Annotated in this window: 20 protein-coding genes; 11 read left to right on the forward strand and 9 right to left on the reverse strand. The window is 75.0% G+C overall.

Annotated elements, in window-relative coordinates:
* The first annotated feature begins 60 nt into the window (after positions 1 to 60).
* Positions 61 to 591: a pyridoxamine 5'-phosphate oxidase family protein gene (locus ACZ6RC_RS04720; protein ID WP_453615264.1), complete on the forward strand. Its 531-nt coding sequence runs from the start codon at positions 61 to 63 to the stop codon at positions 589 to 591.
* Positions 592 to 661: 70 nt separating this feature from the next.
* On the opposite strand, the gene ACZ6RC_RS04725 is transcribed toward ACZ6RC_RS04720, so the two are convergent.
* Complete coding sequence (locus ACZ6RC_RS04725) at positions 662 to 1,744, reverse strand: acyl-CoA dehydrogenase family protein (protein WP_469579254.1); 1,083 nt, start codon at positions 1,742 to 1,744, stop codon at positions 662 to 664.
* Positions 1,744 to 2,883 carry an acyl-CoA dehydrogenase family protein gene (locus ACZ6RC_RS04730; protein WP_469579256.1) on the reverse strand — a complete coding sequence of 380 codons (1,140 nt, stop codon included), beginning with the start codon at positions 2,881 to 2,883 and terminating at the stop codon, positions 1,744 to 1,746. Before ACZ6RC_RS04730 ends, ACZ6RC_RS04725 begins: the two co-directional genes overlap by 1 nt.
* A gap of 58 nt (positions 2,884 to 2,941) precedes the next feature.
* Between ACZ6RC_RS04730 and ACZ6RC_RS04735 the strand changes: the two genes are divergently transcribed.
* The 6 genes from ACZ6RC_RS04735 (at position 2,942) to ACZ6RC_RS04760 (ending at position 8,852) form a co-directional block, all read left to right on the forward strand.
* Positions 2,942 to 4,078 (forward strand): acyl-CoA dehydrogenase family protein, encoded by a 1,137-nt coding sequence (locus tag ACZ6RC_RS04735; protein ID WP_469579450.1) that lies wholly within the window; start codon positions 2,942 to 2,944, stop codon positions 4,076 to 4,078.
* Positions 4,075 to 4,863: an SDR family oxidoreductase gene (locus ACZ6RC_RS04740; RefSeq protein ID WP_469579258.1), complete on the forward strand. Its 789-nt coding sequence runs from the start codon at positions 4,075 to 4,077 to the stop codon at positions 4,861 to 4,863. The genes ACZ6RC_RS04735 and ACZ6RC_RS04740 overlap by 4 nt, the downstream gene beginning before the upstream one ends.
* 90 nt (positions 4,864 to 4,953) lie before the next feature.
* Positions 4,954 to 5,541, forward strand: coding sequence for a TetR/AcrR family transcriptional regulator (locus ACZ6RC_RS04745; protein ID WP_391141195.1), 588 nt, complete (start codon positions 4,954 to 4,956; stop codon positions 5,539 to 5,541).
* 18 nt (positions 5,542 to 5,559) lie between these two features.
* On the forward strand, positions 5,560 to 6,717 hold the full coding sequence (locus tag ACZ6RC_RS04750) for an acetyl-CoA C-acetyltransferase (protein WP_391140670.1): 1,158 nt from the start codon (positions 5,560 to 5,562) through the stop codon (positions 6,715 to 6,717).
* 189 nt (positions 6,718 to 6,906) lie between these two features.
* The gene (locus ACZ6RC_RS04755) at positions 6,907 to 7,110 is read left to right on the forward strand and encodes a cold-shock protein (RefSeq protein WP_005318814.1); all 204 of its coding nucleotides are present in this window, start codon (positions 6,907 to 6,909) and stop codon (positions 7,108 to 7,110) included.
* Positions 7,111 to 7,202: 92 nt separating this feature from the next.
* Complete coding sequence (locus ACZ6RC_RS04760; RefSeq protein ID WP_391140669.1) at positions 7,203 to 8,852, forward strand: DEAD/DEAH box helicase; 1,650 nt, start codon at positions 7,203 to 7,205, stop codon at positions 8,850 to 8,852.
* Positions 8,853 to 8,935: 83 nt separating this feature from the next.
* On the opposite strand, the gene ACZ6RC_RS04765 is transcribed toward ACZ6RC_RS04760, so the two are convergent.
* The 4 genes from ACZ6RC_RS04765 to ACZ6RC_RS04780 are packed head-to-tail and all read right to left on the reverse strand — an operon-like array spanning position 8,936 to position 12,337.
* Positions 8,936 to 9,985: an NAD(P)H-dependent flavin oxidoreductase gene (locus ACZ6RC_RS04765; protein ID WP_453615253.1), complete on the reverse strand. Its 1,050-nt coding sequence runs from the start codon at positions 9,983 to 9,985 to the stop codon at positions 8,936 to 8,938.
* The gene (locus ACZ6RC_RS04770) at positions 9,985 to 10,719 is read right to left on the reverse strand and encodes a CoA-transferase subunit beta (protein ID WP_391140667.1); all 735 of its coding nucleotides are present in this window, start codon (positions 10,717 to 10,719) and stop codon (positions 9,985 to 9,987) included. Before ACZ6RC_RS04770 ends, ACZ6RC_RS04765 begins: the two co-directional genes overlap by 1 nt.
* Complete coding sequence (locus tag ACZ6RC_RS04775; protein WP_469579261.1) at positions 10,716 to 11,570, reverse strand: CoA transferase subunit A; 855 nt, start codon at positions 11,568 to 11,570, stop codon at positions 10,716 to 10,718. Before ACZ6RC_RS04775 ends, ACZ6RC_RS04770 begins: the two co-directional genes overlap by 4 nt.
* Positions 11,567 to 12,337, reverse strand: coding sequence for an enoyl-CoA hydratase family protein (locus ACZ6RC_RS04780; RefSeq protein WP_469579263.1), 771 nt, complete (start codon positions 12,335 to 12,337; stop codon positions 11,567 to 11,569). Before ACZ6RC_RS04780 ends, ACZ6RC_RS04775 begins: the two co-directional genes overlap by 4 nt.
* Before the next feature lie 65 nt (positions 12,338 to 12,402).
* Here ACZ6RC_RS04780 and ACZ6RC_RS04785 point away from each other — a divergent pair, with 65 nt between their 5' ends.
* Together ACZ6RC_RS04785 and ACZ6RC_RS04790 are read left to right on the forward strand one after the other, a co-directional pair.
* A complete protein-coding gene (locus ACZ6RC_RS04785) occupies positions 12,403 to 13,254 on the forward strand; it encodes an SDR family oxidoreductase (RefSeq protein WP_469579265.1) in 852 nt (283 codons plus the stop codon).
* Complete coding sequence (locus ACZ6RC_RS04790) at positions 13,244 to 14,140, forward strand: SDR family oxidoreductase (protein WP_469579267.1); 897 nt, start codon at positions 13,244 to 13,246, stop codon at positions 14,138 to 14,140. Before ACZ6RC_RS04785 ends, ACZ6RC_RS04790 begins: the two co-directional genes overlap by 11 nt.
* A gap of 849 nt (positions 14,141 to 14,989) precedes the next feature.
* Here the strand turns inward: ACZ6RC_RS04790 and ACZ6RC_RS04795 are convergent.
* Entirely contained in the window at positions 14,990 to 16,582 is a 1,593-nt protein-coding gene (locus ACZ6RC_RS04795; RefSeq protein ID WP_469579269.1) for an ankyrin repeat domain-containing protein, read from the reverse strand.
* Positions 16,583 to 16,747: 165 nt separating this feature from the next.
* Positions 16,748 to 17,632: a hypothetical protein gene (locus ACZ6RC_RS04800; RefSeq protein WP_469579271.1), complete on the reverse strand. Its 885-nt coding sequence runs from the start codon at positions 17,630 to 17,632 to the stop codon at positions 16,748 to 16,750.
* A gap of 141 nt (positions 17,633 to 17,773) precedes the next feature.
* Between ACZ6RC_RS04800 and ACZ6RC_RS04805 the strand changes: the two genes are divergently transcribed.
* Positions 17,774 to 18,571 (forward strand): S1 family peptidase, encoded by a 798-nt coding sequence (locus tag ACZ6RC_RS04805; protein ID WP_469579273.1) that lies wholly within the window; start codon positions 17,774 to 17,776, stop codon positions 18,569 to 18,571.
* A gap of 175 nt (positions 18,572 to 18,746) precedes the next feature.
* Here ACZ6RC_RS04805 and ACZ6RC_RS04810 read toward each other — a convergent pair whose 3' ends face one another.
* On the reverse strand, positions 18,747 to 20,549 hold the full coding sequence (locus tag ACZ6RC_RS04810; RefSeq protein ID WP_469579275.1) for a glycoside hydrolase family 35 protein: 1,803 nt from the start codon (positions 20,547 to 20,549) through the stop codon (positions 18,747 to 18,749).
* Positions 20,550 to 20,683: 134 nt separating this feature from the next.
* On the opposite strand from ACZ6RC_RS04810, the gene ACZ6RC_RS04815 reads away from it, so the two are divergent.
* A complete protein-coding gene (locus ACZ6RC_RS04815; RefSeq protein ID WP_391140658.1) occupies positions 20,684 to 21,571 on the forward strand; it encodes a helix-turn-helix domain-containing protein in 888 nt (295 codons plus the stop codon).
* The last annotated feature ends 1 nt before the right edge of the window (position 21,572 follow it).

The raw sequence follows: 21,572 nt of genomic DNA on the forward strand, positions 1-21,572 counted from the left end.
CTCGGGGCTTTCACGGAAAACCGGACAGCGGCTGTCGGGTATCCGGTGTTTCCTTGGCCCATGCGAAACCTGGGGAACAGTGAGCCGTCCGCCGCGCCGACCTGGTCGGCCTTCGCCGCCGCCGAGCCCGAACTCGCCGCGACCGTACGGGAGCGATTCGGCCGGTACACCCATCACGTCCTGGCGACCGTGCGGAAGGACGGCTCGCCCCGGCTCACCGGCCTGGAGGTGAACTTCCGTCTCGGCGAGCTCTGGCTGGCGATGATGCCGAACTCGCGCAAGGCACTGGACCTGCGGCGGGACCCGCGCTGCTCGCTCCTGGCCAACCCGGGCGCCGCCGCCGACATGGACGGCGGCGACGTCCGGATCTCCGGGCGGGCGGTCGAGGTCACCGACCCGGAGACCGTCGAGCGGTTCGCCCGGGAGGTGGAGGCCCCGCTGCCGTTCCACCTCTTCCTGATGGAGCCGGCCGAGGTGGTGCGGACGACCGTCGAGGACGACGAGCTGGTGGTGCGGACCTGGTCACCGGGCCGGACGGTACGGACGATCCGGCGCGGCAACGACGACAGCGCACCGCGCCAGGACCCCTGACCGCCACCCGGGCACCCGGTCGCCGGGCCATCCGGCCATCCGGCCATCCGGCCATCCGGCCATCCGGCCGTCAGGTGGCGTCGAGCACTAGGGCCCGGCACCAGGACGGGGTGCCCCAGGCGTCCCGGAGGGGGCGGGCCTTGCGGAGCCAGAGGGAGAGGTCCGGCTCCTCGGTGTAGCCGACGGCGCCGTGGAGCTGCAGGGCGGTCCGTGCGGCGGCGTACGCCGCCTCGCCCGCGGCGACCTTCGCCGCCGCCAGATCGGCGGCCTCGAAGGTGACCGCCGCTCCGTGGACCAGGGGCCGGGCGAACTCCAGGCCGATCAGGGTGTCCGCCAGCCGGTGCTTGACCGCCTGGAAGGACCCGATCGCCGTTCCGAACTGGGTGCGCTGCTTCGCGTACGCCACCGTCCGGTCGAGCAGCGCGAGCCCCAGCCCCAGGGACTGGGCGGCCGTCGCGAGCATCGCCCACCGCGCGGCGTGCCCGGCCGCGGCGACCACCGGCGGGCCGGCGGCCAGCAGCTCCCCGCCCGGGGCGGGGAGCGCGAGCCGCCGCGCCGGATCGGCGGACGCGCGCACCGGCCCGTGCCCGGGCGCGATCCGCAGCTCGTCCCCGACGACGACGCAGGTCAGCGCGGCGGTATCGGCGTCGAGCGCGTAGGGCGTGTGAGGCACCAGCCCGCCCGGCCCGTTCCCGTGCCGATCCGCCCCGCCCCTGCCCCTCTCCGGCCCGTCCCCGTCATCCCCGCCCGCCGCGCCCCCGCTCGGCCCCGGGGCCGCCCAGGTCGTCGGCGTCTCGCCCGCCGCCAGTCCCGGGAGCAGGCGCTTCGCCGGGGCCGGCTCGCCCCGGCGGGCCAGTTCGGCCAGGAGGGCCGCCGTCGCGACCGTCTCCACCAGGGGGCCGGGGACCGCGTGGCGGCCCAGCTCCACAAAGGCCAGGGCCAGTTCGACGGGGAGCGGCCCCACCCCCTCGTACGCCTCCGGGACCGGCAGCGCGAAGACCCCCGCCTCCGCGATCCGGGCCCACACCGCACGCCCCGGCGCCGGATCGCCCGCGCCCCACGCCCGTATCGCCGCCGGAGTGTCCGCGGCCGTCAGCATCGCGTCCAGCGAGCGCGTGAAGGCGCGCTGCTCCGCGGTCGGCAGGAACCCCATCAGCGGCGGCCCTTCGGCAGGCCGAGCAGCCGCTCGGCGATGATGTCCCGCTGGATCTCGTTCGTCCCGGCGTAGATCGGGCCGGCCAGGGAGAAGACGTACCCCTCGCTCCACTCGCCGTCCGCCCGCTCGCCCTCCGCCCCGAGCAGGTCGAGCGCCGTCTCGTGCAGCGCCAGGTCGTACTCCGACCAGAAGACCTTGTTGAGGCTGGACTCCGCCCCGATCGTCCCGCCCGCCGCGAACCGCGCGGCCCCGGCCGCCGTGAACAGCTGGTACGCCCGTGCCCCGATCACCGCGTCCGCCACCCGGTCCCGCGCCGCCGGGTCCTCGCCGGTGGCCCGCCAGAGCCGTACGAGACGGTCCGCGGCGGCCAGGAAGCGGCCGGGGGAGCGGAGCGTGAGCCCGCGTTCGTCGCCGGTCGTGGACATCGCGATCCGCCACCCCTGGCCGGGCTCCCCGATCACGTCCTCGTCGGGCACGAAGATCTCGTCGAGGAAGAGTTCGGCGAAGGCCGGCTTCCCGTCGAGCCGCCCGACGGGCCGGACCGTCACGCCCGGGGCCCGCAGGTCGAACATCAGGTACGTCAGCCCCCGGTGCGGGCGGCCGGCCGCCGGATCGCTGCGGAAGAGGCCGAAGGCCCGGTCGGCGAAGGCCGCCCGCGAGGACCACGCCTTCTGCCCCGACAGCAGCCAGCCGTCCCGCGTGCGGACCGCGCGCGAGGTCAGCGAGGCGAGGTCGGAGCCCGCCTCCGGTTCGGACCAGGCCTGCGCCCAGACCGTCTCGCCGGTCGCCATCGCCGGCAGGACACGGGCTCGCTGCTCCTCGGTGGCGTGGTCGAAGAGGGTGGGGGCGAGCAGGCTGATGCCGTTCTGCGAGACCCGTCCGGGCGCCCCGGCCGCGTAGTACTCCTCCTCGAAGGCCAGCCATCCGAAGATGTCCGCGCCCCGCCCGCCGTACCGCTCGGGCCAGGACACAACTGACCAGCGGGCGGCGGCCAGCTCCGCCTCCCAGGCGCGGTGGGCCGCGAAACCCTCCTCCGTCTCCAGGGACGGCAGCGGCTCGTCGGGGACGTGGGCGCGCAGCCAGGAGCGCGCCTCGGCGCGGAAGTCCTCCTCCTGGGCGGTGGGCGTCAGATCCATCCGGCCATCCTTCCCTAACAAGTGTTTGGTAGGTTAACGTACGGCCATGAGCGGTGCCATGCACAGCGTCGAGGAGTTCCGCGCCGAGGCACGGGACTGGCTGGAGACCCACCTCGGTGGCGCGTTCGCCGGCCTGCGGGGGCTCGGCGGGCCGGGCAGGGAGCACGAGGCCTTCGCCGAACGGCTCGCCTGGGAACGGCACCTGGCCGCCCACGGCTGGACCTGCGTCGGCTGGCCGAAGGAGCACGGCGGGCGCGGCGCGGGCATCGAGGAGCAGATCGCCTTCCACGAGGAGTACGCCCTCGCCGACGCCCCCGCCCGCGTCAACCACATCGGCGAACAGCTCCTCGGCCCCACGCTCCTCGCCTACGGCACCCCGGAGCAGAAGGACCGCTTCCTCCCGCCCATCCGGGCCGTCGAGGAGCTCTGGTGCCAGGGGTACAGCGAACCGGACGCCGGCTCCGACCTCGCGGCCGTCCGCACCCGCGCCGTCCGCGACGGCGACGGCTGGGCGGTGCACGGCCAGAAGATCTGGACCTCCCTCGCCCACGAGGCCCAGTGGTGCTTCGTCCTCGCCCGCACCGAGCCCGGCTCACGCCGCCACGCCGGGCTCTCCTACCTCCTCGTCCCCCTGGACCAGCCCGGCGTCGAGATACGGCCCATCACCCAGCTCACCGGCACCGGCGAGTTCAACGAGGTCTTCTTCGACGGCGCCCGCACCGCCGCCGACCACGTCGTCGGCGCCCCCGGCGACGGCTGGCGGATCGCCATGGCCACCCTCGGCTTCGAGCGCGGCGTCTCCACCCTCGGCCAGCAGGTCGGCTTCCGGCGCGAACTCGAGGCCGTCGTCGCGCTCGCCCGGCACACCGGAGCCCTCGCCGACCCCCTCGTCCGCGACCGCGTCGCCCGCGCCTGGACCGGACTCCAGGCCATGCGCGCCAACGCCCTGCGCGGGACCGAACCCTCCACGGCCAAGCTCTACTGGTCGCACTGGCACCGCGACCTCGGCGAACTGGCCATGGACCTGCGCGGCGCCGACGCCACCGTCCTGCCCGGCGCGCCCTACGAACTCGACTCCTGGCAGCGGCTGTTCCTCTTCTCCCGCGCCGACACCGTCTACGCCGGATCGAGCGAGATCCAGCGGAACATCATCGCCGAGCGGGTGCTCGGCCTCCCCAAGGAGCCGCGCCCATGACCCCGCCGCCCCCCGCCTACCTCCCGGGCCACGGCCTGCTCGCCGGCCGTACCGCCGTCATCACCGCCGCCGCCGGAGCCGGCATCGGCGGCGCCACCGCCCGCAGGTTCCTGGAGGAGGGGGCCACGGTCCTCCTCAGCGACGCCCACACCCGCCGCCTGAAGGAGACCGGCGCCGCCCTCGCCGCCGAGTTCGGCGTCGACCACGTCGACACGGTTCCCTGCGACGTCACCGACGAGAGCCAGGTCCAGCGGCTCTTCGACACCGCCGTCCGGCTCCACGGCGCCCTCGACGTCGTCGTCGGCAACGCCGGCCTCGGCGGCACCGCGGAACTCGTCGACATGACCGACGAGCAGTGGACCCGCGTCCTCGACGTCACCCTGAACGGCACCTTCCGCTGCACCCGGGCCGCCCTGCGCCGCTTCAGGGACACCGGCACCCCCGGCGTGATCGTCCACAACGCCTCCGTCGTCGGCTGGCGCGCCCAGGCGGGCCAGGCCCACTACGCCGCCGCCAAGGCCGGCGTCATGGCGCTGACCCGCTGCGCCGCGGTGGAGGCGGCCGCCTACGGCGTCCGCGTCAACGCCGTCGCGCCCTCGCTCGCGATGCACCCGCACCTGGTCAAGGTCACCTCGGCGGAACTCCTCGACGAGCTGACCGCCCGCGAGGCCTTCGGCCGCCACGCCGAACCGTGGGAGGTCGCCAACGTCATCGTCTTCCTCGCCAGCGGCTACTCCTCCTACATGACCGGCGAGACCGTCTCGGTCAGCAGCCAGCACCCGTAGGACGAGAATGGGGACGTGCCGACGAACCAGCCAAGCAGCAAGCCGAACAGCGCGACCGACGCCAAGCCGCCCGGCCGGCGGAAGACCCCGGTGACCCCCTCGCCCGAGCGCCGCCGCGAACTCCTCGACACCGCCGCCGAGGTCTTCGCCGCCCAGGGCTACAACGCCACCACCGTCCGCAAGATCGCCGACGCCGCCGGCATGCTCGCCGGCAGCCTCTACTACCACTTCGATTCCAAGGAATCGATGCTCGACGAGATCCTCTCCACCTTCCTGACCGAGCTGTGGGAGGGGTACGACACCGTCCTCGCCGCCGGCCTCGGCCCCCGGGAGACCATCGAGGCCCTCGTCACCGAGTCCTTCCGCGAGATCGACCGGCACCGCGCCGCCGTCGCCATCTACCAGAAGGAGTCCCGGCACCTCACCGACCTGCCCCGCTTCCACTACCTCTCCGCGTCGCAGCAGAAGTTCGAGAAGGCGTGGCTCGGCACCCTGGAACGCGGTGTGGAGACCCGGGCCTTCCGCGCCGACCTCGACATCCGGCTCACCTACCGGTTCGTGCGCGACACCGTCTGGGTCGCCGCGTCCTGGTACCGCCCCGGGGGCCTGCACAGCCCCGAGGAGATCGCCCGCCAGTACCTGTCGATGGTCCTGGACGGTATCGCCGTACGCACCTGACCCCGCGAAGGAGCAGCCATGCCCGAGGCCTACATCGTCGAAGCGGTCCGCACCCCGGTGGGCCGCCGCAGGGGCGGACTCGCCGCCGTCCATCCGGCGGACCTCGGCGCCCACGTCCTCAAGGCCCTCGTCGCGCGCTCCGGGGTCGACCCGGCCGCCGTCGACGACGTGGTCTTCGGCTGCCTGGACACCGTCGGCCCCCAGGCCGGCGACATCGCCCGTACGGCCTGGCTGGCGGCCGGCCTCCCCGAGGAGGTCCCGGGCGTCACCGTCGACCGCCAGTGCGGCTCCTCCCAGCAGGCCGTCCACTTCGCCGCCCAGGGCGTCCTCTCCGGCACCCAGGACCTGGTCGTCGCCGGCGGCACCCAGAACATGTCCATGATCCCCATCGCCTTCGCCTCCCGGCAGGCCGCCGAACCGCTCGGCCTCACCGACGGCCCCTACGCCGGCTCCGAGGGCTGGCGCGCCCGCTATGCCGACGCGCCCGTCAACCAGTTCCACGGCGCCGAACTGATCGCCGCCAAGTGGGGCATCACCCGGCGTGACCAGGAGGAATTCGCCCTGCGCTCGCACCGGCGGGCGCTGCGCGCCATCGACGAGGGACGCTTCGCGCGGGAGACCGTGCCCTACGGCGACGTGACCGTCGACGAGGGCCCGCGCCGCGACACCGGCCCGGAGAAGATGGCCGCCCTCGCGCCGGTCGTCGAGGGCGGCACCATCACCGCCGCCTGCTCCTCCCAGGTCTCCGACGGCGCCGCGGCCATGCTGCTGGCGAGCGAGCGCGCCGTCCGCGAACACGGGCTGACCCCCCGCGCCCGCGTCCACCACCTCTCGGTGCGCGGCGAGGACCCCATCCGGATGCTGTCCGCCCCCATCCCGGCCACCGCCCACGCCCTGAAGAAGACCGGCATGACGATCGACGCCATCGACCTCGTCGAGATCAATGAGGCCTTCGCCCCGGTCGTCCTGGCCTGGCTGAAGGAGACCGGCGCCGACCCCGACCGGGTGAACGTCAACGGCGGCGCGATCGCCCTCGGCCATCCGCTGGGGGCCACCGGAGTGAAGCTGATGACCACCCTCCTCCACGAACTGGAGCGCACCGGGGGCCGGTTCGGCCTCCAGACCATGTGCGAAGGCGGCGGCCAGGCGAACGTGACGATCATCGAACGGCTCTGACGCGCAGGTCCGCGGATGTGACGCTCGTCGCTGTCCCGCCCGTCCGGGCGGGACGGCGTGCTAGTGTCTTCCCGTTGCTAGTTTTGGTACCCATGAACTTTATGTGCGCCTGACGGGAATGTTCCTTCAGGCGCAATTTTGTTTTCCGGACTCTCCGGGATGGGGACCCTACCTATTCAGGAGATTCACATGGCTACTGGAACCGTGAAGTGGTTCAACTCGGAAAAGGGCTTCGGCTTCATCGAGCAGGACGGCGGCGGCGCCGACGTCTTCGCCCACTACTCCAACATCGCGACCTCCGGCTTCCGTGAGCTGCAGGAAGGCCAGAAGGTCACCTTCGACGTCACGCAGGGCCAGAAGGGCCCGCAGGCGGAGAACATCCTCCCCGCCTGATTGCCGTAACGCGTTTCTCGCAGCCGGGGCCCGCACCGCGCAGGTGCGGGTCCCGGCTCGTGCTGTGCTCAGGCCCAGGAAGGCATTTCCGTATGACTCGCTCCGAAAAGCGGCCCCGCCGGGCCGCGGACTCCACCTCCGGAACCCCGTCCGGAAATGCCTCGGGCCGCCCCGCGCGCGGTTCCGGCGGCCGTAACACCTCCGCCGGCTCCGGCGGCTCCGGCCCGCGCCGCGGCTCCGGCGCCCCCAAGGGCAAGGGCGGCGCCTCGCGCGGCCGTGGCCCGGCCACGCCCCCGCCTCCGCGCGAGTTCACCCTGCCGGAGACGCTGACGCCCGCCCTGCCCTCCGTCGAGTCCTTCGACGCCCTCGACATGCCCCCGGCGCTCGTCAAGACGCTCGCCGCACAGGGCGTGACCGAGCCCTTCCCGATCCAGGGCGCCACCCTGCCGAACTCGCTCGCCGGCCGGGACATCCTCGGCCGCGGCCGCACCGGCTCCGGCAAGACCCTCGCCTTCGGCCTCGCCCTGCTCGCCCGCACCGCGGGCCGCCGCGCCGAGCCCAAGGCCCCGCTCGCCATGGTCCTGGTGCCCACCCGTGAGCTCGCCCAGCAGGTGACCGACGCCCTCGCGCCGTACGCCACCTCCGTGCAGCTCCGCCTCGCGACGGTCGTCGGCGGACTCTCCATCACCAAGCAGGCCAACTCCCTGCGCCGTGGTGCCGAGGTCCTCGTCGCCACCCCCGGCCGGCTCAAGGACCTCATCGAGCGCGGCGACTGCCGGCTCGACCAGGTCTCCATCACCGTCCTCGACGAGGCCGACCAGATGGCCGACATGGGCTTCATGCCGCAGGTCGTCGCCCTGCTCAAGCAGGTCGAGCCGGACGGTCAGCGGATGCTGTTCTCGGCCACCCTCGACCAGAACATCGACCGCCTGGTCAAGATGTTCCTCACCGACCCCGTCGTGCACTCCGTTGACCCGTCCGCGGGCGCGGTGACGACGATGGAGCACCACCTGCTCTACGTCGCCGACGAGACCGACAAGAAGGCCGTCACCACCAGGATCGCGGCCCGCGACGGCCGCACGATCCTCTTCCTGGACACCAAGCGGGCCGTGGACCGGCTGGTCAAGCGGCTCCTCGCCAGCGGCGTGCGCGCCTCGGGACTGCACGGCGGGCGCTCCCAGCCGCAGCGCAACCGCACCCTGGACCAGTTCAAGAACGGCCTGGTCACCGTGTTGGTCGCGACCAACGTGGCGGCCCGCGGCATCCACGTCGACGACCTCGACCTGGTCGTCAACGTCGACCCGCCGATCGACCACAAGGACTACCTGCACCGCGGCGGCCGCACCGCCCGGGCCGGCGAGTCCGGCAGCGTCGTCACCCTGGTCCTGCCCGAGCAGAAGCGCGACATGAGCCGGCTGATGTCCAACGCCGGCATCAGCCCGCGCACCGCGCAGATCAAGTCCAGCGACGAGGAGCTGACCCGCCTCACCGGCGCCCGCGAGCCCTCCGGCATACCGGTCGTCATCGAGGTCCCGCAGCCCACCCCGCCGGCCGCTGCCCGCGGCGGCGCCTCCCGCTCCGGCGCTCCCCGCGCCGGCGGCCAGCGCTCCCGCCGCGGTGGCGGCGGCGGTGGCGGCACCGGCGGCCGTACGCGTACGGCCTCGGCGGGCCGCACCGGCGCGGGCGCTCCGGCCTCCCGCACCCGCACGGCCGGCGGCGGCCGCCGGGGCGCCGCGCAGTAGACGCCTCCCCGGGCCCGGAGCGCCGCCGCCTCAGGCGCGCTCCCGGCCCGGCCGGGGCACCCCCGCCGCCCCCGGCGGGGAGTTCAGTCCGGTGAGGGCAGGCCGCGGAGGACGTCCTCGGCCTCGGCCATCACCCTGCGGACCAGCTCCGCGCAGCTCGGCAGGTCCTCGATCACGCCCGCGACCTGCCCGGACGCCATGATCCCGAGGTCCGTACGGCCCTCCACCATGGACGCCCGCAGCAGCATCGGGGTGTTCGCGGCCAGCAGTACCTGGCTCCACGACAGGTCCTTGCCGTGCCGCATCGCGAGCCCGTCGCGGACCATCCTCGGCCACGACAGGCCCGACATCCGCCGGAAGCCCGCCGCCCGCCGTACCGCCTGCGCCAACGCCCGCAGCCGCCCCGCGCGTTCGAGCGCGGCGACCATCTCCGTACGGAGCATCCGGTGCGGCAGCCCGTCCACGGCCGTGGTGACGGTGACGTCCTTGACCGTAGCCGCCAGATACCGCGCCTTCACCGCGTCGGGCACGGTCGAGTCCGAGGTCAGCAGGAACCGCGTCCCCATCGCGATCCCCGCCGCCCCGTAGGAGAGCGCGGCGACCAGACCGCGCCCGTCGTGGAAGCCGCCGGCCGCGATCACCGGGATGCCGACCGCGTCCACCACCTGCGGCAGCAGCACGCCGGTCGCCACCTCGCCCGTGTGACCGCCGCCCTCCCCGCCCTGCACGATCACCGCGTCCGCGCCCCACGCGGCGACCTTCTCGGCGTGCCGCCGGGCGCCGATCGACGGGATCACCACCACGCCCGCGTCCTTCAGTCCCGCGATCAGCTCGCGCGACGGGGCGAGCGCGAAGGAGGCGACCCGCACCTCCTCGTCGACGATGATCCGCACCCGTTCCCCGGCGTCGGCCGCGTCCGCGCGCAGATTCACCCCGAAGGGCCGGTCGGTACGGGACTTCACCTCGCGGACCGCGGCGCGCAGCTCGTCGAGGGTCATCGTGGCCGACGCGAGGATGCCCAGCGCGCCCGCGTTCGCCGAGGCCGAGACGAGCCGCGGCCCGGCGACCCAGCCCATCCCGGTCTGGACGATCGGGTGCCGGACCCCGGTCAGCCGGGTCAGCGCGGTCTCCATCAGGCCCTGACCTCACGGTCGCGCAGCCCGGCCGGGTCGATCTCCTCGCGGATCAGCCGCAGCTCCTCGGCGGTCGGGTCGCGGGTGTACGGCACCTCGTCGCCGATCACCAGCTCGAAGCCGGTGGCCGCCCTGACCTGGTCCACGGTCACGCCCGGGTGGAGGGAGGCGAGCCGCATCGCCCGGCCGGGCGTCTCGAAGTCGAGGACGGCGAGGTCCGTGACGACCCGGGGGATCCGGTGGAACCGGCCGGCCCCGGCCGCCGCCGCACGGTCGTAGCCGACGCCGCAGACCATGTCGACGCGCTCGACGAAGACCCGGGGCGAATGCCGCGGGATCCAGTAACTCACCGGGTTGTTCAGGGTGTTGACGGGCGCGCCCCGCACACCGAGGAGCTGGCGGGTGGGCCGCGACCAGTCGCCGACACAGGAGATGTTCTGGTTGCCGTACCGGTCGATCTGGCTCGCGCCCATCATCACGTGCCGCTTTCCGCCGGTGACCAGGGTGAGGTGGCGGCGGTACGGCAGCCAGCCCTCCACCTCCCCGTCGGGGCCGACGAGCATCGCCTCGCCGTCGGTGACCAGCAGGTCGGGGGCGAAGGACCGGCGGGCGAGCCGGGCGCCGACGGAGGAGACGGGGGCCATGGCGGCGGCGAGGACCTCGCCGTTGTCGCGCCAGGCCTCCGCGCAGGCGACGACGCAGTACTCGGCGCGGGTGGCGGTGGTGGGGGTCACTGCTGCTCCTCGTGCCAGGCGCGGACCGCCTGCTGGTAGTCGTCCTCGCTCTTCCCGGAGAGGAAGCGCGCCGCGAACACGGGCCAGGGAGTGGCCGCGTACAGCTTCTGGAAGGGCTCGTCGCGGGCGTAGTCGGGCGCGCATGAGGTGAAGTGGGCGCCGTTCGGGGTCTCGACGACACCGGTGACGCTGTGGCGGCCGACGAGGAGGGTCTGCGGGACGGCGCCGGCGAAGCCGTCCACGATCTCCTCGCAGGAGACGTACGCGCTGTCGGCGGCCTCGCAGAACAGGTCGTCGAAGTAGGGATCGGGGCCGAGGTACCGGGCGTTGCCGAGCCGGTCGGCGCGGTTGAGGTGGACCAGGGCCGCGTCCATCCGCAGGGCGGGCACGGCGACGAACTCCTCGAACGCGCCGTCGTCGCCGGCGTAGGGGGAGCGGACCGTGCGCAGTTCGGGGTTGACCGTCATCACGTCCGAGCCGAGACCGGCCCGGACGGGCAGGAACGGCAGCCGGTTGGCGGCCGCGTGCAGACCCCACATGAACATCGCCTCGTCCAGCTCCGTCAGCCGGAGGGCGCCGGACTCGCGGGCGGCCCGGAAGTGCGGTTCGAGGGGGATGGAGTCGAGGGTCGCGAACGGCGCGACGAGCCTGCGGATCCGGCCGGCCGCGGCGAGGAGGCCCACGTCGGGACCGCCGCAGGAGATCACCGTGAGATCGGTGATCTCGGACCGGAGCAACGCCCTGACCAGGGCCATCGGCTTGCGCCGGGAGCCCCAGCCGCCGATCCCGAGGGTCATGCCGCTGCGCAGCCGGCCCACCACCTCCTCGGGGGTCATCGTCTTGTCGGTCATGACGCCTCCTCGCCCGTCCGGGGCGTTCCGAAGGTGTCGCGGACCCGGTCCGCGACACCGCTGAGGTTCGCCTCGAAGGTGAAGCCCTGCTCGAAGCGGTAGCTGCGGTGGACGTCCACCGGGTCGATGCCGTTGAGGGCCGCCTTGGCGAGCCGGATCAGGGAGCCGTCCTTGGCGGCGACCTCCCGTGCCAGGCCGAGCGCGGCCTCCAGGAGGCCGGCGCGCGGGACGACCCGCCAGACCGAGCCGTGGGCGTGGAGTTCGGCCGCGGTGACGGTGCGGGAGGTGTAGTACAGCGCCCGCATCAGGTGCTGCGGGACGAGCCGGGCGAGGTGCGTGGCGGCGCCGAGCGCGCCCCGGTCCAGCTCGGGCAGGCCGAAGGTGGCGTCCTCGGAGGCGACGATCGCGTCCGCGTTGCCGACGAGCCCGATGCCGCCGCCCAGGCAGAAGCCGCCGACGGCCGCGACGACCGGCACCTCGCAGCCGTACACCGCCGCGAAGGCCTCGGCGCAGCCGTGGTTGGCGCCGAGGAGCGCCGTGTGCCGGCCGCTGCCGTGCTCGCGCCGCATCTCCTTGATGTCGACGCCCGCGTTGAAGCCGCGGCCCTCGGCGGCCAGGACCACGCAGCGGATCCCGGGGTCGCGGCCGGCCGTGCGGACCGCGTCGGCCAGCTCGTACCAACCCCGCACGGGGAGGGCGTTGACGGGCGGGAAGTCGACGGTGACGACGGCGACGCCCTTGTCGGGGCGTGAGGTGGAGACACCCATGAGCGGATCAGCTACCTTTCCACCAAACGTTTGTTAGGTGACCGTGCTGAGGAAGGTAGCAGCCGATGGAGCTGGACGGGAGGGTCGCCGTCGTCACCGGCGGCACGCGCGGGGTGGGGGCCGGGATCGCCCGCGCCTTTCTGCGCGCCGGGGCGCGGGTCGTCGTCTGCGCCCGCCGGCCACCGGACGCGCCGGTGGAGGACGGCGGCCGGGCGGCCGCGTTCGCCCCGCTCGACCTGCGGGACCCGGCGGCGGTCGCCGGCTTCTTCCCCGCCGTCGCCGAGCGGTACGGACGGCTCGACGTCCTGGTCAACAACGCGGGGGGAACGCCGTACCGGCTGCTCGACGGCGACGGCGACGGCGGCGGAGGCGGTGGCGGTGGCGGCGGTGGTGGCGGTGAGGGCGGCCGCGCCGGGGGCGAGGCGGCGCGCCACGCGCGGGTCCTCGCGCTCAACCTGACGGCGCCGCTGACCGCCACCCTCGCCGCGTACGGATCCCTGCGCGCGGCCCGCGGCTCGGTCGTCATGATCGGCAGCGTCAGCGGGACCCGGCCGTCACCGGGCACGGCCGCCTACGGCGCCGCGAAGGCCGGCCTGGAGCACTTGGCCCGCTCGATGGCGGTGGAGTGGGCCCCGCACGTCCGGGTCAACACCCTCGTCCTCGGCATGGTCCGCACCGAACTGTCCCATCTGCACTACGGCGACGAGGCCGGGATCGCGGCAGTCGGCGCGACGGTCCCGCTGGGCCGCCTCGCCGAACCCTCGGACGTCGGTGAGGCCGCCGTCTTCCTCGCCTCCGCACGCGCCGCGTACGTCTCGGGGGCCTCACTGCTGGTGCACGGGGGCGGGGAGCGGCCCGCCTTCCTGGATGCCGCGAACGTCAACAAGGAGAGCGGGGAGAGCCGAGATGGCCGGTAGGGGCATGTGCGAGGGGCGGGTCGTGATCGTGACCGGCGGAGGACGGGGGCTGGGCCGCGCCCACGCCCTCGGCTTCGCGGCGGAGGGCGCGAAGGTCGTCGTCAACGACCTGGGGGTGGCGCTCGACGGCGCCCCGAGGGAGGGATCCGCGGCCGGGTCGCCGGCCCGGCGGGTCGTCGAGGAGATCCGGGCGGCCGGTGGCGACGCCGTGGCCCACGGCGGGGACATCGCCACGGAGGAGGGCGCGGCCTCGCTGATCGCCACCGCGCTGGACGTGTACGGACGGCTCGACACCCTCGTCAACAACGCCGGGTTCCTGCGTGACCGGATGCTCGTCAACCTCGGCGAGGACGACTGGGACGCCGTCATGCGGGTGCACCTGAAGGGCCACTTCCTGCCGCTGCGGCAGGCCGCCGCCCACTGGCGGGCCGAGGCCAAGGCGGGCCGCGCGGTCGCCGCACGGGTCGTCAACACGACGTCGGGCGCGGGGCTGCTGGGGAGCGTGGGGCAGGGGAACTACGCGGCGGCGAAGGCGGGGATCGTCGGCCTGACGCTGGTCGCGGCGGCGGAGACGGGCCGGTACGGGGTCCACGTCAACGCCGTCGCCCCGGCGGCCCGGACCCGGATGACCGAACAGGCCTTCGCGGACCTGGCGGGCGTCCCGGAGGACGTCTCCCCGCTGGTCGTCTGGCTGGGCTCGGCCGCCTCGGCCGGCGTGACCGGCCGGGTCTTCGAGGCGGAGGCCGGCCGCATCACCGTCATGGAGGGCTGGCGCCCGGGCCCGACGGCGGACAAGGGCGCACGCTGGACCCCCGCCGAGGCCGGTGAGACGGCCCTGAAGCTCCTGGGGGAGGCGGAGCCGCCGGGGGCGGTGTACGGGGCGTAGGGCGAGGGGAGCGTGTACGGGGTGGGGGGAGGCGGGTCGGGGATGCGGGGCGGGGGTGCGGGCGTACCCCCCAGGCGGGCGGACCGCACCCGAGCCGCGAACTCGGCTCGGGAGAGGCCGCGTCGCGGGCCGGGCGGGGCGGGCCGGGCCGGGTGGTGCAGGTCGCGGGGCCGGGGCCGGTGGCGGCGCGGCCCCGGTGTGGACCTGGCTGGGGTCCCGGTCGTGGGGACTCGGCCGTCGGGGTCGCGCCCGCGGTCAGCGGCGCCAGGGCCGCCGCCCACTCCAGCCGGTTCCTGACGCGCTCGTCCCGGACGAACTGCAGCGCGGCGAGGGCCGTCTCGCGGGCCCGGCGGCGTGAATCCGGCCGGGGGACCGCGCCCGCGGTCAGCGGCACCGGGGCCCCGTCCACTCCAGCCGGTTCCTTGCGTGCCGGTCCGGAGGGACTCCCGTGCGCCGAGCGGCGTCCCGCGAGCCGGTCGCGCGTCGGTCCGGACGGACTCCGGCGCGGCGAGGGCCGTCTGCGGGCCCGGCCGGGGGACCGCGCCCGCGGTCAGCGGCACCAGGGCCACCGTCCATTCCAGCCGGTTCGTTATGCGCCGGTCCGGAGGGGCTCCCGTGCGCCGAGCGGCGTCCCGCGAGCCGGGCGCGCGCCGGTCCGGACGAACTCCGGCGCGGCGAGGGCCGTCTCGCGGGCCCGGCGGCGCGGACCCGGCCGGGGGACCGCGCCCGCGGTCAGCAGGATCGGGGCCCCGTCCACTCCAGCCCGGTTCCTGACGCGCTCGTCCCGCACGGCGAAGGCCGTCCCGCGGGCCCGGCGGCGCGGACCCGGCCAGGGGGCTGCGCCCGCGGTCAGCGGCATCGGGGGCTCGTCCACTCCAGCCGGTTCCTGACGCGCTCGTCCCGGACGAACTCCAGCGCGGCGAGGGCCGTCTCGCGGGCCGTGCCGTCCCGCGTGCCGTCCGCGAGGAGGGCGGCCAGGGTCTCGGTCGCGCGCGGGTCCTGACGCATCGCCAGGCCGCGGGCCGCCTCCGCGACCACGTCGGGGTCGGCGTCGCCCAGCCGGGCCGCCAGCGCCTCCCGCAGGGCGGGCGTGTCCCCGGGCACCTCCGCGAGGGCCAGCGTCGCCCAGTCCCGTACGCGGGAGTCGTGGTCCCGGCTCAGCGCGAGGAGGATGTCGAGCGCCGGCGCGTGCCCGGCCGGTACAAGCCCGGTGAGCGCGGTCGCGAGTGCCCGTCGCACCTCGGCGTCGGGATGCGCGGCGAACGCCGACAACTCCGCCAGCCCCTCCGGCTCCCCGCCCGGCCCCGCCGCGTCCGCCGTGGGTGAGGCGACCCGCCCGAGCGCCGTGACCACGGCCAGCGCCGGCTCCCGCCCGGCGCGCCCGGCCGGGTCGGCGGGGTCCGCCGGGGGTGAGGCGACCCGCCCGGGCGCGCTGTCCGAGGCCGGGGCCCGGCCCGCGGCCCCCACCCCCTTCGCCGTCTCCGCCGCCAGGCGGCACAGGACGGCGAGGGACGGGGCCGTGAAGCCCTCCAGGGATCCCAGGACGGAGGCGCCGAGAGCGCGCCGCAGGCCGTCGTCGGCCGCGCACCACGCCGCGGCCGCGCGGAAGGTCTCCTCGTCGCCGCGCCCGGCCAGCGCCGCAACCGCCTCGGTCCAGTCGTCGAGTTCGGGGTCCTCGCACCGCAGGGCCCGCGCGGCCAGTTCCTCGGGCGGTACGCGGATCCCGAGCGCGGTCTCCAGGAGGGTGGCGATCGCCGCGTGGCCGGTCTGCTGTTCGTTGCCGCTGCCCGGGGTGCCGTCCGGGCGCAGCAGGTCGACGACGACGGTGATTCCGCCGTCCTCCCGTACGCGGCGGACGACGGCTTCGTACGGCTGGGAGCCGTACGCGTCGAGCAGCCCGCGCAGCACGGCCGCCGCGACGTCCACGCCGATCCAGCGGCGCGCCTCGTGGAGCGCGTCCTCCCGGGCGGCCGCGCCGTGGTCGAGGAGCGCCCGCACGCTCGACGTGGATCCGCGGCGGGCGGCCGCCACGAGCGGCGGCAGCCCGTCGGGTCCGGGCCGGTCCGGGTCCGCGCCGTGTTCCAGGAGGACCCGGACGGTCTCGGCGTGGCCGAGCCGCACGGCCCACGCCATGGCCGTGAAGCCGTACGCTTCCTCCTGGTCGGGGCGCGCCCCGGCGGCGAGGAGCGCCCGCGCCACCTCGGCGTGTCCGCCGCAGGCCGCCGCGCACAGGGCCAGGTCCCCGCCCTCCGCCCCACCGCCCCGCGCAGGATCGGCCCCGGCGGCGAGCAGCACCCGGACGATCCCCGGCTCGTCGGCCAGCGCGGCCCGGTACAGCGCGGTCTCCCCGTCCTGGTCGGCCTCGGCCGGCTCCCCGCTCCGCAACGCCCGTACGACGGCGTCGACATCACCGTCGTGGATCCCTTCGAACAACGTGCTCATCCACCGACCCTCACCCGGGCCGGCCGAACGACGCAAATCATTACGTCCCGCACCCCCGGGGCCCCGGCGTGTCGCGCGGCCGGGGGCCCGCCACGCCGTGGCCCGTGAGCGGACCGCCGGGCAGCCGGGCATCCGGGCAGCCGGGCCGCCCGAGGCCCCGCGCCGTCAGGACGCGCAGGCGAGGACGGTTTCGCACACGCGGCACCTCGCCCGGAGCCGGCGCCCGGCCGGCACCCGGAGCCGCTGCCAGCAGACGGGGCAGGCGAAGGCGACCCGCATCGACCCGCCCGTGCCCTCGAAGGCGTACGACGCGCCCGCGCCGGCCGTGCCGTGGCGCCGCTCCAGGGCGTAGCGGTGCCGCGCCGCCCAGCCGGCCGCCTCCAGCGGCGGCCGCCGTCCGTCCCGGGCGGCCTGCTCCCGGCCCCGCGTCCACGCCTCGTACCCCGCGACGCTGGTGAACCAGGGCGAGGGGTCCTCGCCGAAGACCTCCGCGCGCTTGGCGAGGACGTAGCCGAACTCCTCCGGCGTCAGATATCCCAGCTTCTGGCTCGACACCGCGTCCTCCCGGAAGGCGTCGAGCAGCAGCCACCCGGCGCCCAGGTAGGTGGTGACGACGTCCGTGAGGATCTCGTTCTCGGCGGGGTCGGGGAAGCCCAGGTCGAGGCGGTGCAGGAGCACATGGGTGATCTCGTGGGCCAGCGCCGCCCCGACGTCCCTGCGGTGCCGCCGGAAGCGGTCGTTCAGCTCGATGAAGTACTCCGGCCCGGCCGCCAGCTCGACGCTCGCGGCGTGCTCCATCGCGCGGAAGCTGACGACCATCCGCGCCCGGGGGAGTCCCGGCAGTCCCAGGTGCCGTACCAGCGCCGCGGCGACCCGCTGGGCCCCCGTATGGAGCTCGTCGTCCTCCCCGAATGCCACGTCCGTCGGGGCGACGCTCGTGGCGTACCGCCTTACTCCGTCCGCTGACAGTCGGCGGTACAACGCGGTGATCGCGGCGCGGACCGTGTCGAGATGCGGAAACCCGTGGACGACTTCGTTACCGTTCGGCACGCCGGACCCCCTTTCTCCCACTCTACGGGGCCCCGGGCTTCGTTCGCCTGGCCGAAAACAGGTGCTTGTGGCCCCCACGACGCCTTGTCCATAATCCGGACCACGCCTTGACGGGCTCATGCCATCAAGGCTCAACCCCCCATGAAAGGCAGACACTTGCAGAAGAACAGGATCGTCCGCGCGCTTCAGAGAATCGCCGCCGCCGGTGCCGTCGTCCTCGCCGCCGTCAGCCTCCAGCCCAGCACCGCCTCCGCCGCGCCGGCGCCCGTCGTCGGCGGCACCCGCGCCGCCCAGGGCGAGTTCCCCTGGATGGTCAGGCTCTCCATGGGCTGTGGCGGCTCGATGCTGACCCCGCAGATCGTGCTCACCGCCGCCCACTGTGTGAACGGCTCCGGCAACAACACCAGCATCACCGCCACCGCCGGAGTCGTGGACCTGCAGAGCAGCAGCGCCGTCAAGGTCCGGTCGACCAAGGTCCTCCAGGCCCCCGGCTACAACGGCAAGGGCAAGGACTGGGCCCTGATCAAGCTCGCCTCGCCGATCACCTCGGTGCCCACGCTCAAGATCGCCGAGACGACCGCGTACAACAGCGGCACCTTCACGGTCGCCGGCTGGGGCGCCACCCGCGAGGGCGGCGCGCAGCAGCGGTACCTGCGCAAGGCGACGGTCCCGTTCGTCTCGGACGCCTCCTGCCAGTCGGCGTACGGCAGTGACCTGGTGCCCGGCGAGGAGATCTGCGCCGGGTTCAACCAGGGCGGCGTGGACACCTGCCAGGGTGACTCGGGCGGCCCGATGTTCCGCCGCGACAACGCCGGCGCCTGGATCCAGGTCGGCATCGTGAGCTGGGGCGAGGGCTGCGCACGGCCCGGCTACCCCGGCGTCTACACCGAGGTGTCGACGTTCGCCGCCGCCATCAAGTCCGCCGCGGCCACCCTCTGACGCGTCGTCCCCCGACGCCTCATCGGCATGACCCGTACGCCCGGGGGCTGGGCCCGCCCCCGGGCGTACGCGCGCCATCCGGCCCGCCCAGGCCCGTGACACCCGGACCCCGGCCCCCAGGCCTCCGCGCCCCGGGCCGTGCCCGGACCCCAGGCCTCCGCACCGCCTCCGCCCGCTACGCCAGCTCCACCCGGGGCGCGGGAGCGCCGCCCTCCAGCTCCAGCACCCACACCTCGTTGGCGCCCTCCCGCAGCACCGGCCCGGGGGTGTACAGCGAGTCCTGCGGGCCGATGTTCCAGTACCGGCCCAGGCAGAAGCCGTTGACCCAGACGAATCCGCGCCCCCAACCCGGCAGCGACAGCGCCGCGTCACCCGCCGGCCCGGCCACCTCCACCACCGCCCGGTAGAGCCCGGGCCCCACCCCGGCCCCGCCACCCGCACCCGCCCCGCCCGGCCCCACCCCGTCCGCCCCGCCCCCGGTCACCGGCCGGAACGGCACCTTCCCGACCGCCGGCGCGTCGAAGGCGTCGAGCCGCAGCCCCCGCGCCCGCACCCCGTGCACGTACTGCCGCTCGTGCCGCACCCCGCCCGTGATCCCCTTGGACTCCGCCTGGCGCGGCCCGTAGTTCACCCGGCCCAGCGACTCCACCCACAGCTCCACCACCGCCGGCCCGGCCACCGGCTCCGCGAGCTCCGCGTCCTCCGCCGTCAGGACCCCCGCCCGCGCCCCGTCCACGTACACCACCGCCCGGTCGCGCAACCCGGTGACGGACAGGGGATACGGCTGCCGGGGCCCGGGGATCTCCAGGCGGTAGCGGACGAGCCCCCGGTCCACCCCCAGCTCCTCGAAGGACGGCGGCAGCGGACCGCTCCACTCCGCGTCGCCGAGGAGTTCCAGGACCTCCGGCAGCGGCGCCCACTCGACGGGGGCCGAGCCCGCCGGGCCCGCGATCCGCCGCGGCGGCTCCGGCACCTCCGGCAGCGGCTCCCGCGCGAACGCCGCGAGCACCTCGCGGAACCGCCAGTACTTCTCCGTCGGCAACCCCGCCTCGTCCACCGGCGCGTCGTAGTCGTACGAGGTCACCGTCGGCCGCAGCTCCCCCTCGTGCAGCGCGCCGGCCCGGTTCGCCCCCGCCCAGCCCGCGAAGTTCGTCCCCCCGTGCGCCATGTACAGATTGACCGACGCCCCGCACTCCAGGATCTCCCGCAACACCGCCGCCGCGTCCCCGGCATCGCGGACGGAACGCTCCGTACCCCAGTGGTCGAACCAGCCGCACCAGAACTCCATGCACATCAGCGGCCCCGACGGCCGGTGCCGCCGCAGCGCCGCGAACGCCTCCCGCGCCCCCGAGCCGAAGTTCGCCGTGGCGAGGACGCCCGGCACCGAACCGCCGGTCAGCATGTGGTCCTCGGGCCCGTCCGAGGTGAACAGCGGCACGCTCACCCCCAGCCCCCGCAGCAGCTCCGCCACATGGCGCAGATAGCCCTGGTCGGAGCCGTAGCTCCCGTACTCGTTCTCCACCTGCACCAGCACCACCGGGCCGCCCCGGTCGATCTGCCGCTCCACCACCTGCGGGAGCAGCACCCCGAACCAGCGGTCCACATGCGCCAGGTACGCGGCGTCCTCGGTCCGCACCCGCCGCCCCAGCCGGCCCGTCAGCCAGTGCGGGAACCCGCCGTTCTCCCACTCGGCGCAGATGTACGGGCCCGGCCGCACGATCGCCCACAGACCGGCCCGCTCCACCGCGTCCAGGAAGCGGCCGAGCGCCGCCACGTCCCCGTACCGGCCCGGCTCCGCCTCGTACAGATTCCACGGGACGTACGTCTCGACGCAGTTGAGCCCCATCGCTCGGAGCATCCCCAGCCGGTGCTCCCACTGCCCCTCGTGCACCCGGAAGTAGTGCAGCGCCCCCGACAGCAGCCGGACCGGCCGCCCGTCCAGGAGGAAATCCTCGTCACCCACAGCGAACGTGCTCATGCCCTCACCCTCGCCCTCTGGCGGCGGACCGGTCCATGGACAAAGATCGTCGCTGATTGGACGCAAGGAGAGCCGGCCCGGGCGGGGGAGAAGGAGCGCAGGCCGCGGAGACGTCAGAGGGAGGCGTGGGCCCGATGTACCACACCTGGATGCGCTACTTCACGCCCAGCCCGGTCCACCACCGCCTCGGGCTCGTCTGCCTCGGCGTCGGCCTGCAGCACGGCGCCCTCCCCACCGTCGGCCCGCGCACCCTCGACCACCACGTCGCCGTCGTCGTCAGCGCGGGCAGCGGCTGGTACCTCGGCACCGACGGCCGCCGCACCACCGTCACCGCGCCCGCCCTGATCTGGCTCACCCCCGGCGTGCCCCACCACTACTCCGCCGACCCCGGAACCGGCTGGGACGAGTCCTTCGTCGACTTCGCCGGACCCGCCACCGCCACCTACACCGAACTCGGCTACATCGAGCCCGACCGGCCCGTGGTCCCGCTCTCCGACGCCGCCGCGGCCCGGGCCGCCATCGGCCGCATCGTCCGCGCGGCACGGCACGGCAACCCCCTCCTGGAGGTCGAGACCGGTGCCGCCGTCCACGAACTCCTCGTCGCCCTGCGCCGCTCCCGCGCCGACACCAACGCCGACGGCGACCCCGTCCTCACCGCCCTCGCCCGCGACGCCTTCCGGCCCCTGTCCGTCGCCGAGCACGCCGCCCGGCACGGCATGACGCCCACCGAACTGCGCACCGCCGTCCGCCGGGCCGCCGGATGCAGCCCCAAGGACTACCTCCTCTCCCTGCGCCTCGGCCGCGCCAAGGAGCTCCTCGCCGCCACCGACCTGCCCGTCGCCGCGGTCGCCCGCCGCGTCGGCTACGACGACCCGGCCTACTTCTCCCGGCTCTTCACCCGCCGGGTCGGCACCGCCCCCGTCCGCTTCCGCGAACAGCAGGGCAGGACCGTGCCGGGCGGCTGGAGCAACCGCGTCCCGGATCCCGACCACCCACCGACGATCGGCTCCCGGTCCGTCTAAG

It is taken from the genome of Streptomyces sp. NPDC048353 (assembly GCF_055587165.1).